This window comes from Aeromonas sp. DNP9 (assembly GCF_001728955.1).
GTDB lineage: Bacteria > Pseudomonadota > Gammaproteobacteria > Enterobacterales > Aeromonadaceae > Aeromonas > Aeromonas veronii.
Genome location: NZ_LYSQ01000015.1, coordinates 120517 through 131131 on the forward strand (window position 1 = coordinate 120517; position 10615 = coordinate 131131).

General features: G+C 59.7%; 10 protein-coding genes and 1 other RNA gene. 5 read left to right on the top strand and 6 right to left on the bottom strand.

The genetic code is table 11. The features are described 5' to 3' along the window. Nucleotides 1-29: 29 nt before the first annotated feature. Entirely contained in the window at nt 30-1214 is a 1185-nt protein-coding gene (locus A9G06_RS12130; RefSeq protein ID WP_069555407.1) for an FIST N-terminal domain-containing protein, read from the bottom strand. Nucleotides 1215-1327: 113 nt separating this feature from the next. Here A9G06_RS12130 and yvcK point away from each other — a divergent pair, with 113 nt between their 5' ends. After that, a complete protein-coding gene (gene yvcK, locus A9G06_RS12135) occupies nt 1328-2242 on the top strand; it encodes a uridine diphosphate-N-acetylglucosamine-binding protein YvcK (RefSeq protein ID WP_069555408.1) in 915 nt (304 codons plus the stop codon). 39 nt (nt 2243-2281) lie between these two features. Here yvcK and A9G06_RS12140 read toward each other — a convergent pair whose 3' ends face one another. From A9G06_RS12140 to lpcA, 3 genes are all read right to left on the bottom strand, one after another. Beyond that, the gene (locus tag A9G06_RS12140) at nt 2282-2617 is read right to left on the bottom strand and encodes an Hpt domain-containing protein (RefSeq protein WP_005353511.1); all 336 of its coding nucleotides are present in this window, start codon (nt 2615-2617) and stop codon (nt 2282-2284) included. Between the two features lie 292 nt (nt 2618-2909). Next, the gene (locus A9G06_RS12145) at nt 2910-3719 is read right to left on the bottom strand and encodes a class II glutamine amidotransferase (protein ID WP_021230834.1); all 810 of its coding nucleotides are present in this window, start codon (nt 3717-3719) and stop codon (nt 2910-2912) included. Between the two features lie 164 nt (nt 3720-3883). Then, complete coding sequence (lpcA, locus tag A9G06_RS12150) at nt 3884-4462, bottom strand: D-sedoheptulose 7-phosphate isomerase (protein ID WP_069555409.1); 579 nt, start codon at nt 4460-4462, stop codon at nt 3884-3886. A gap of 255 nt (nt 4463-4717) precedes the next feature. Between lpcA and fadE the strand changes: the two genes are divergently transcribed. Beyond that, a complete protein-coding gene (gene fadE, locus A9G06_RS12155; RefSeq protein WP_069555410.1) occupies nt 4718-7174 on the top strand; it encodes an acyl-CoA dehydrogenase FadE in 2457 nt (818 codons plus the stop codon). 156 nt (nt 7175-7330) lie between these two features. Then, entirely contained in the window at nt 7331-8605 is a 1275-nt protein-coding gene (locus A9G06_RS12160; protein WP_069555411.1) for an amidohydrolase, read from the top strand. A gap of 80 nt (nt 8606-8685) precedes the next feature. Here the strand turns inward: A9G06_RS12160 and A9G06_RS12165 are convergent, their stop codons facing one another. Then, entirely contained in the window at nt 8686-9033 is a 348-nt protein-coding gene (locus tag A9G06_RS12165) for an RnfH family protein (protein ID WP_069555412.1), read from the bottom strand. Then, nucleotides 9026-9460, bottom strand: coding sequence for an SRPBCC family protein (locus tag A9G06_RS12170; protein WP_005334496.1), 435 nt, complete (start codon nt 9458-9460; stop codon nt 9026-9028). The genes A9G06_RS12165 and A9G06_RS12170 overlap by 8 nt, the downstream gene beginning before the upstream one ends. 169 nt (nt 9461-9629) lie before the next feature. Here A9G06_RS12170 and smpB point away from each other — a divergent pair, with 169 nt between their 5' ends. After that, entirely contained in the window at nt 9630-10118 is a 489-nt protein-coding gene (smpB, locus tag A9G06_RS12175; RefSeq protein ID WP_005334498.1) for an SsrA-binding protein SmpB, read from the top strand. A gap of 166 nt (nt 10119-10284) precedes the next feature. After that, nucleotides 10285-10615, top strand: a transfer-messenger RNA (tmRNA) gene (gene ssrA / locus A9G06_RS12180); the annotation flags it as partial.

Consider the following 10615-nt stretch of genomic DNA (forward strand, 5'->3'; position numbering starts at 1 on the left):
TGTTGCCTGCTCTGTTATGTTCTGCCGACTCAACGGGTCAGGAAAATCACGCTCGATACCATCAGGTTGCCGTGGGCCAGCTCGCCATTGGGCAGCCGCCCCTGCTCGCCGAAAGTAAAGGGGGTGATAAAGGGGATGTTGCCGAGGCGAGCCTGGCTCTGCTCGACAAATTGGCACAACATATCACCTAGCGCCAAACGGCAACCAGCACAAAAGATGATGAGAGCGCCGATAGGTTGCAATTCCACATCGACCCCATACCCTGGCTCGACGCGCATGGCATTGAGGCTGCGCTGCAACAACCCTTCCTGACTGCTGTACATCAACAGCAGACGCTCCCCTTGCACCACATCGGTAAAGAGCCGCAGCCCGCCCTGTTCGGTCACAGCTTCAGGATGGGAGAGTTTGTAGTAAGGAATGCCATCCAGCGCTCCCACCTGACGAGCCAGCGGGGTGAGCGTGGTCTCCCGCAAAATCGCCCCTACCGGCCAGGGCTGCTCGCGCCCGCACCAGCGGGCATAGACCTCGGCGGCAGGCTGATGATCGATGGTGAGTACCTCCCGCCCGTTGCAGGCGGTGATCTCGCCGCTGAATTCGGCAGGCACATAGCCCGAGTGAAACTGAAAGGCCAGCTGACAATAGGGATAGAGCACCGCCAGACCGATGCCATCCTGAGCCACCGCCTCATCCCAGCAGAGCTGCCAGTCACCGCTGACACTGTTATCAGCCGCGGATCCACCGACCACCGGCACCGAGGCACCGAGTTCGGCCTCGATACCGGCCAGCAACCCCTCTTCCTTGCCGGGACTGGCATGAAACAGGATCAACTGGGGCAGCTCGCCCGGCCGACCACAGTCGCTCATGGCTCGGCGCAGCAACTGCCGCACATCCACCCCGTCACCGCTGGCACCGGCTACCCCGAAGGCCCCTTTCTCGTCATACAGAGCCGCCACCGCCAGCCCATATCCGTCTCGGGCGTGGTGTCCCATCTCGGTCATGACACCACCGCAAGAGCTGCACCCAAGCAGGCGGGTCGTCGGGAACTGGCATTTGAGCGCTTCGCGCAGTATCGCCCCGTCATGGGCTTGGGTAAAATAGAGTAACAGCAGGGAGGGGGCCTGATCGGCATGGTGGCGCAGTTGCGCGCAGATATCTTGGGCCGCCAGCGATGAATTCTGGGCGAGGGAGTGAACGGTCAGAAATTTCAACACCATCTCCTTGTTTTATCGAATGGCAGCCTCAAGCAAAAATCATACCTTTATCAAACAATTATCTCGCTTCGCTTGCTAACATAGCGGTCAACTGAGACCAATGACAGGACGCCCATATGTGGCAAAAAAACATCAATGACTTCGATCGGGTCGTTGCCATCGGTGGTGGCCACGGCATGGGGCGAGTGCTTTCGTCCCTCTCGTTTCTCGGTCAACGGCTCACCGGCATCGTCACCACCACAGATGATGGCGGCTCGACCGGACGCCTGCGCAAGAGTCAGGAGTGCATCGCCTGGGGCGATCTGCGCAACTGCCTGAACCAGCTGGTCACCGATCCCAGCATCGGCAGCCTGTTGTTCGAGTACCGCTTCGCCGGCAAAGGCGAGCTGGCGGGCCACAACCTTGGCAACCTGATGCTGCTGGCGCTCGATAATCTCTGTGTCCGTCCTCTTGATGCTATCAAGCTGATCAGTGACATGCTCAAAATCGAGTCACAATTGCTACCCATGTCTGAATTTCCCACCGATCTCTGCGCCCATATGGAGTGTGGCACCCAGATCCTGGGAGAGGTATCCATCGATCAACTGGCAACCCCCCCCCTCTCCCTCGGCCTGATGCCGGAGGTGCAAGCGACCCGGGAAGCGGTGCTGGCACTGCAGCAGGCGGACATGATCATTCTGGGGCCGGGCAGTTTTCTCACCTCCATCATGCCGCCACTGCTGCTGGCCGAGATCGCCCAGGCCATCAACGAGAGCAGCGCCATGCTGGTTTTCATCTGCAATCTGGTGGCGGAAAACGGCCCTGCCAGCCAGCTGGATCTGATGAGTCAGTGTCGCTGGCTGGAGTCCCGGGTCGGTCAGGGTCGGCTGGATGCCATCCTGGCCCCACAAGGCGCGGGTGATGCGGGGGACTGGCAAGGGCGAGTGATCGAAGCCGAGCTGGGCGAGCTTGAGCTGCCCCATCGGCACGATCGGTTGAAGCTGAAACTGGCGCTGGACCGGATCATCCAGCAACTGCTCAACCAGCGTTAGGCAACGGTCACGGCGCCCCGGCATCCCTGCATGGCGCCGTTACTGATAATCGGCAAGAAACGCGAGCACTTGGGGCAAGGAGGCCTCCAGCAGTTGCAATTGGCGCTCTGCCTCGGCCACATCGGCCTGCTTGCTGGCCATCTCTAGCGCCATCACCTGCTGATAGCTCGGCATGGCGCCGTAGCTGCCACAGGATGATTTCATGCTATGCGCCACCCGAGCCAGCGCCTCCCACTCCCCCTGCTCATAGAGGGGCCTGAGCTGACTCAGCTGCTCGCCCACCTCTTCAATAAAGACTGCGATGACCACAGGCAGCATATCCGGACCGATATCCTCTGCCAGCTGCTGCAACACCTTGCGATCCACCCACTCCATGCGAGGCTCCTCCAAAACGGTATTCAAACAGACCATACTATAGATAGTTTTCGATGTCGTGGCTCACGACCAGGCTGTGATGAAGCACCCGATTGGATGACTCAGGGAATAAAATGGCAAAAAACGTGATCAGTATCGAAATAGCGATGCTAAAACGCCCGTCAAGACAACAACTTGATTGCCAAAAAATTAACAATTGATCAACACTCAATGCCGTCAGAGTGATGATGCTCAGCAACACCTCTCATCCCTTTTGCCTTTTATGGCTGCTGCGAAGAACCAGGGTAGGTATCTACCCTGGTATTTTTTTATCTTGCTCAAGCGCGACCTGGTTGGTCGCCACCCGCTCCCCCATGCGAAACAAATTGAATTCGCCGGGCGCCATTTTGACCCAATTCTCATTGCCGGTCAGCGGACGGGTGGTGATCAGGGTCACCACATCGTTGGGGGTGGTCTCGCTTTGAAAGTCGATCACCACCTCCTCATCCAGCAGGCTCGCCTCGCCAAAGGGCGCACAGCGGGTCAACCAGTGCAGGTTGTTGCTGCAGTAGCTCATCACATACTCCCCGTCCGAGAGCAGCATGTTGAACACCCCGAACGTTCTCAGCTCGTCACACAAGGTGGCGAGATAGCGAAACATGGCGGGAAAGTTGGCCGGACGCTTGGGATATTTTTGCTCTAGCCTGTCGAGCAGCCAGCAGAAGGCGTGCTCGCTGTCGGTATCCCCCACCGGCCGGTGGCGGCCGGTTGGCAGCTTCTTGTAGCCGGTCAGCTGACCGTTGTGGGCGAAGGTCCAGTAACGGCCCCACAGCTCACGGGTAAAGGGGTGGGTATTTTCCAGTGACACGCAGCCACGGTTGGCCTGCCGAATGTGGCTGACCACAGCGCAGCTCTTGATGGGCAGCGCCTGTACCAGTCTGGCGATGGGAGATTGGGCGCTGGGCTCGGGATCCTTGAAGGTGCGAAAGCCCTTCCCCTCGTAGAAGGTGATCCCCCAGCCATCCTTGTGGGGCCCGGTCTTGCCGCCGCGCAGCATCAACCCGGTAAAGCTGAAGCAGATATCGGTCGGCACATTGGCACTCATGCCGAGCAGTTCGCACATATCCGGCAGACTCCTTTCATGATTTGGCTTGTGTCATGTTCGACCAGCACGCTGGTTCGACAGACAGCAGGGGAAGGCGCAATCCCTTCCCCTGTGACTGGCAACAACCGACCGATGGCGAACCATGTTACCGGCGTTGCCCTTGTCTGGTGACGATGGCCTGATTACTTGGCCATCTCTTTTTCGACCAGCTGGATCAGGATGTGGATCACCTTGATGTGCACTTCCTGAATACGGTCGGCATAGCCAAAGTGCGGCACGCGGATCTCGACATCCGCCAGACCTGCCATCTTGCCGCCATCCTTGCCGGTCAGAGCGATCACTTTCATCCCCTTGGCGCGAGCAGCCTCGATGGCTTTCAGGATATTGCCGGAGTTGCCGCTGGTGGAGATACCAAGCAGCACGTCGCCACGGCGGCCAACCGCTTCTACGTAGCGGGAGAAGACATAGTCATAGCCAAAGTCGTTGGAGACGCAGGAGAGGTGGCTCGGATCGGAGATGGCGATACCGGCATAACCCGGGCGGTTCTCGCGGTAACGACCGGTCAGCTCTTCGGCGAAGTGCATGGCGTCACAGTGGGAGCCACCGTTGCCACAGGAGAGTACCTTGCCCTCTTCCTTGAAAGAGCCGGCCAGCAGTTTGGCGGCCGCTTCGATGTTTTTCAGGTTCTGCTCATCAGCCAGGAAGGCCTGCAGCACGCTGGCAGCTTCGGTCAGTTCATTGCGGATCAATTCTTGGTACATGATGTCTCTTCCACTGTTTTTAGTGTGCGTGTAGATCCCGGCTATTCTCGCACAAGCGAATCGCACAGTCGCCCCCCTGCGAGCCACAGCGCTGGCGGCGCGTGAGCGTTATGGGGATCACAGAGAGAAGGTAATGAAGATGTAAACAGCTTGATAACTTTGTGCGTATGAATTACAACAGGGGCCATATCCAACAGGTCAGACCTCTGGATCAGTTACGCCACGTTGGCAACCTAACCACGCAAGGAGCAAGCAATGACGACGACCCTCACTCTGCTCGGGGTGATCCTGGTTATCGGAGCCATGGCCTATCGCCGGGCATCCCTGTTCATCTCCACCCTGGTCACCGGCGCCGCCCTGGTGCTTGGCGCCATCTATGGTCATGTGCCCTTGCTGGTATGGGCGATGTTCGCGGTGATCGCCATCCCGTTCAATCTGGTGGAATTTCGCCGCAATCAAATAACCAAGCCGCTGTTCAAGATCTACAAATCGATCATGCCGGAGATGTCCCGCACCGAGAAAGAGGCTATCGAAGCGGGCACCACCTGGTGGGAAGCCGATCTGTTCGCGGGCAACCCGAACTGGAAAAAGCTGCACGCCATCCCGGTCAGCACCCTCTCTGCCGAAGAGCAGGCCTTTATGGATGGTCCGGTCGAGGAAGTGTGCCGCATGGTGAGCGACTGGGAAGTGACCCACGAGCGCGCGGATCTCTCCCCCGAGGTGTGGCAATACCTGAAGGACAACAAGTTCTTCGCCATGATCATCAAGAAGAAATATGGCGGTCTGGAGTTCTCGGCCTACGCCCAGTCCTGTGTCCTGCAAAAGCTGTGCGGTGCCAGCGCCGTGCTCGCCTCCACCGTCGGCGTGCCCAACTCACTGGGCCCGGGCGAACTGCTGCAGCACTATGGCACTGACGAGCAGAAAGATTACTACCTGCCCCGTCTGGCGGTAGGTAAAGAGATCCCCTGCTTCGCCCTGACCAGCCCGGAGGCAGGTTCGGACGCCGGCTCCATCCCCGACTTCGGTGTCGTCTGCAAGGGCGAGTGGGAAGGAAAAGAAGTGCTCGGCATGCGCCTCACCTGGAACAAGCGCTACATCACCCTTGCCCCTATCGCCACCGTCCTGGGTCTCGCCTTCAAACTGCGTGACCCCGAGCACCTGCTGGGTGATGAGGAAGAGCTCGGCATCACCTGCGCGCTGATCCCTACTCACATCAAGGGTGTCGGCATCGGCCGTCGCCACTTCCCGCTCAACGTGCCGTTCCAGAACGGTCCGACCCAGGGCAAGGATGTGTTCGTCCCGCTCGATTTCATCATCGGCGGCCCGGCCATGGCCGGTCAGGGCTGGCGCATGTTGGTCGAGTGTCTGTCGGTCGGTCGTGGCATCACCCTGCCCTCCAACAGTACCGGTGGTGTCAAGATGCTGGCCCTGGCGAGCGGCGCCTACAGCCGCATCCGTCGTCAGTTCAAGCTGCCAATCGGCAAGATGGAAGGGATTGAAGAGCCGCTGGCCCGCATCGGCGGCAACGCCTACATCATGGGCGCCGCAGCCAACCTGACCGTGACCGGTATCGACCTTGGCGAGAAGCCCTCGGTCATCTCCGCCATCGTCAAATACCACCTCACCGACCGCGCCCAGAAGTGCATCATCGATGCCATGGACATCCACGGCGGTAAGGCCATCTGCATGGGCCCCAACAACTATCTGGCTCGTGGCTATCAGGGTGCCCCCATCGCCGTGACGGTGGAAGGGGCAAACATCCTGACTCGCAGCATGATCATCTACGGTCAGGGCGCCATCCGCTGCCATCCGTACGTGTTGCCGGAGATGCTGGCGGCCAGCCACCCGGATCAGGAGCAAGCCCTCAAGGACTTCGACAAAGCGGTATTCAGCCACGTCGGTTTTGCCATCAGCAACATGGTACGCAGCTTCTGGCTGGGTGTGACCGGCGCCCGTTTTGCCGCAGCACCCTATGGCGACCAGACCAAAGGTTACTACCAGAAGCTCTCCCGCCTCTCTGCCAACCTGGCCTTCCTGTCAGACATGGCGATGGGCACCCTGGGTGGTGAGCTCAAGCGCAAGGAGCGGGTCTCTGCCCGCCTTGGCGACGTGCTGAGCCAGCTCTATCTGGCCTCCAGCGCCCTCAAGCGCTATCAGGACGAGGGACGCCAACAGGCCGACCTGCCGCTGCTGCACTGGGCACTGCAAGATGCCCTGTTCAAGGCCCAAGAGGCGATCGACGAGCTGCTGCGCAACTTCCCGAACCGCTGGATTGGCCTTGCCCTGCGCGCCGTGGTGTTGCCGCTGGGTCGCGACATGAAGCGTCCGAGTGACAAACTGGACAACCAGGTTGCCCGCCTGCTGCAAACTCCGAGCGAAACCCGCAGCCGCCTGGCCAAGGGCCAGTACCTGACCCGCGAAGAGGGTAACCCCTTCGGTCTGTTGGAGCAGGCGCTCGATGACGTGCTGGCTGCCGAGCCGCTGTTTGACAAGGTGTGCAAGGCTGACGGCGTCAAGCGCCCCTTCCTGGCACTGGACAAGGTGGCCGACATCGGCCTCGCGGCTGGCGTGCTGAGCCAGAGCGAAGCGGAGCTGCTGCGCCGCGCCGAAGTGAGTCGCCTGCGTACCATCAACGTCGATGACTTTGACCCCATCGATCTGGTGGCCAACAAGAAGCTGTTTGAAGCCTCTGCTTACCATCGCGCCGCCTGATATCAAGGCATTCTGACAACGCCTCCCTTGTGGAGGCGTTTTTTATTTCATGGCTGCAACAGCTTGGCCAGCTCCCCCGACCAGCGCCCTTCCCCGTGTCCTCGCCCGCAAAACAGTGCACAATAGCCGGCAAACCGAATCACAAAGGAAGCCAGGATGACCCTTGAGCACCTGATCCAGTGGCGCCGCGACCTGCACCGCCTGCCGGAAGCGGCCTGGAAAGAGTTTCGTACCACCAGCCTGATTGCCCACCATCTGAATGAACTCGGCTATCACATCGTGCTTGGCGACAAGCTGCTGGCCAGCAATCTGATGATGGGGCGCGATGTCGATGTGGCCGCCGAGAAGGCCCGCGCCCGCCGTCAGGGAGCCCATCCCGACTGGCTGGAGCGCATTGGCGACGTGACCGGGCTGATGGGAGAGCTGGATACCGGCCGCCCCGGCCCGACTCTGGCCTTTCGCTTCGACATCGATGCCGTGGAGGTGGAGGAGTCTGCCGCCGAGCAGCACCTGCCGCAGCAGGAGGGCTTTGCTTCCCACAACAAGGGGTGGATGCACGCCTGCGCCCACGATGGCCATACCGCCATCGGTCTGGGGCTGGCCAGCCGCCTGATGGCGATGAAAGAGGAGCTGTGCGGGCGCATCAAGCTCTTCTTCCAACCCGCTGAAGAGGGGTGCCGCGGTGGCAAGGCGCTAGCCGCAGGTGGGGCCCTCGATGATGTGGATGCCCTGCTTTCGCTCCATATCGGCATTCACGCCGGCAGCGGCGAGCTGGTGATCAACCCCACCGAGTTCCTCTGTTCAACCAAGTTCGACGTCCACTTTATGGGCACCGCCGCCCATGCCGGGCTCGAGCCCAATGCCGGCAGCAATGCGCTGGCTGCCGCCTGCATGGCTACCACCGCCATGCTTGGCATTCCGCGCCACCGCGACGGCATGACCCGCATCAACATCGGCCAGCTCCACGCCGGCAGCGGGCGCAACGTCATCCCCGACCATGCCGAACTGCACGGTGAAACCCGCGGCGCCGACAGCGCCCTCAACGACTACATGTTCAGCCAGGTGCAACGCATCGTCGAAGGCACTGCCCTTGCCCACGGCGTCACCTACCGCATCATCAAGCAGGGTGAGGCCATCGCGCTCGACAACAGCCCGGCACTGCAGGCCGAGCTGGCGGCGCTGGCTCGCAAGCAGGGGCTCGCCACCATCCAGACTCGCCGCTTTGGCGCCAGCGAAGATGCCGGTTTTCTGATGGAGCGGGTGCAAAAGCAGGGGGGCGAAGCGGCTTACCTCATTCTGGGGGCCGATCTGGCGGCACCACACCATCACAACGAATTCGATTTCGATGAGCGGGTTATGCAAAGCGGGGTCGAGCTGCTGGCCGCCTGGGCACGCGCCCGGCTGGGTGTGGCAGAAGCAGCCCTCTCTTGATATCCCCTCGGCCAGCTCACCGGCTAACGGGATCAAAAAAGGCGCCTCGGCGCCTTTTTTCTGCAAGAAAAACTTGAGAGCTACTCGCGGTGCTTGCGATGCACATCGGGGCGACCACCGGTCACGCTATCGGCTCTCCCCTCTTCTTTGGCCTTATCGGCCCGCTTTTTGCGCATCTCGCGGGGATCTGCGATGAGCGGGCGGTAGATCTCGATACGATCCCCGTCGTGCAGCGGTTCGCTCCCTTTCACCGGTCGGCTGTAGATGCCGAATTTGTTGACCGCCAGATCGATCTCGGGGTGTTTTTGTACGATGCCGGACTGCTCGATGGCCGCCTGCACGCAGGTCTCGGGCGCCACCCGCAGGGCAATCACCGTCTGCTGCTGCGGCAAGGCATAGACAACCTCGATGTTGAGCTGGTCAGACACCGTATACCTCCTTCGCCCGGTTGGAGAAGGCGGAGACCATGGAGCTCACCAGATCGCGGAACACCTGACCAAAGGCCACCTCGATAAGCTTGGAGGTAAACTCGAAATCGAGATCAAACTCCACCTTGCAGGCATCCACATCGAGCGGGGTAAAGGTCCACCAGCCCGCCAGCTTGCGGAACGGGCCATCCACCAGCTCCATCCTGATTTGGCGGTTCACATCCAGCTGATTGCGGGTAGTAAAGGTCTTGGCAATCCCCGCCTTGGCCACATCGACCGACGCCATCATGTAGTCATCGCCAGCCTCGTGGACACGGCTGCCGACACAGCCGGGCAAAAACTGCGGATAGGCATCCACATCGTTAACCAACTTGAACATCTGTTCTGCACTGAACATCACCAGGGCACTGCGCGTAATTCGGGGCATGGCTTTTCCTCATCCAATCGGCGCGATTTTATCACCATGTTTGGGGTTGTGGAGGCAAAACCTCAGCCAAACCGCTCAGAAAGCCACCACTTGACCTGCTGTGCGTTTTACAGCCGCCCCTGTCTACGTATAATACGAGCCTCCTAGTCATTGCCGGAAATCGCCCGTCATGAGCAAAAAAAACAGTAAAAACAAAGCCGGGTCCAGCACCATTGCACTCAACAGAACCGCGCGCCACGAATACTTCATCGAAGAGAAGATCGAAGCGGGTCTGTCCCTGCAAGGGTGGGAAGTAAAATCCCTGCGGGCGGGCAAGGCCAACATCAGCGAAGCCTATGTCATCTTCCGCGATGGCGAGGCCTATCTGTTCGGCTCCAGCTTCCTGCCACTGCAAGCGGCCTCCAGCCATGTGGTATGTGACCCGACCCGCACCCGCAAACTGCTGCTGAGCCGTCGTGAACTCGACAAGCTCGAAAGCCTGATTGCCCGTCAGGGCTACACCATAGTTCCCCTCGCCCTCTACTGGAAACAGTGCTGGGTCAAGGTCGAGATCGGCCTGGTGAAGGGCAAGAAAGAGCACGACAAGCGCGAAGATACCAAGGCCCGCGAATGGGATCGGGAAAAAGCCCGCATCATGAAGAACAAGCATCGCGGCTAACCCGCTACTGGCAGGATCTGGACGCCAGTTCACCTTCCCCCAGCGCAGCTGGCTCTTCAAGCTCAGCTGCGTACAATAAATCGGCAAACAGACTGGCTGCCAGAGGGAATGGGTATCAACGCCTTGCTATGACAGCATTTTTGCGTACAATCGCAATTAACAACTTGGGGCTGATTCTGGATTCGACAAGATTCACGAAACCCAAGGTGCATGCCGAGGTGCGGTAGGCCTCGTTAATAAACCGCAAAAAAATAGTCGCAAACGACGAAAACTACGCACTAGCAGCTTAATAACCTGCATAGAGCCCTTCTACCCTAGCTTGCCTGTGTCCTAGGGAATCGGAAGGTCATCCTTCACAGGATCGTGTGGAAGTCCTGCTCGGGGCGGAAGCATTAAAACCAATCGAGCTAGTCAATTCGTGGCGTGTCTCTCCGCAGCGGGTTGGCGAATGTAAAGAGTGACTAAGCATGTAGTGCCAAGGATGTAGTAATTTTGGA

What these genes read in the sequence shown, in the direction of transcription:
- A9G06_RS12130 (WP_069555407.1), bottom strand. Translation starts at nt 1,214, where the DNA reads ATGGTGTTGAAATTTCTGACCGTTCACTCCCTCGCCCAGAATTCATCG.
- yvcK (WP_069555408.1), top strand. Translation starts at nt 1,328, where the DNA reads ATGTGGCAAAAAAACATCAATGACTTCGATCGGGTCGTTGCCATCGGT.
- A9G06_RS12140 (WP_005353511.1), bottom strand. Translation starts at nt 2,617, where the DNA reads ATGGAGTGGGTGGATCGCAAGGTGTTGCAGCAGCTGGCAGAGGATATC.
- A9G06_RS12145 (WP_021230834.1), bottom strand. Translation starts at nt 3,719, where the DNA reads ATGTGCGAACTGCTCGGCATGAGTGCCAATGTGCCGACCGATATCTGC.
- lpcA (WP_069555409.1), bottom strand. Translation starts at nt 4,462, where the DNA reads ATGTACCAAGAATTGATCCGCAATGAACTGACCGAAGCTGCCAGCGTG.
- fadE (WP_069555410.1), top strand. Translation starts at nt 4,718, where the DNA reads ATGACGACGACCCTCACTCTGCTCGGGGTGATCCTGGTTATCGGAGCC.
- A9G06_RS12160 (WP_069555411.1), top strand. Translation starts at nt 7,331, where the DNA reads ATGACCCTTGAGCACCTGATCCAGTGGCGCCGCGACCTGCACCGCCTG.
- A9G06_RS12170 (WP_005334496.1), bottom strand. Translation starts at nt 9,460, where the DNA reads ATGCCCCGAATTACGCGCAGTGCCCTGGTGATGTTCAGTGCAGAACAG.
- smpB (WP_005334498.1), top strand. Translation starts at nt 9,630, where the DNA reads ATGAGCAAAAAAAACAGTAAAAACAAAGCCGGGTCCAGCACCATTGCA.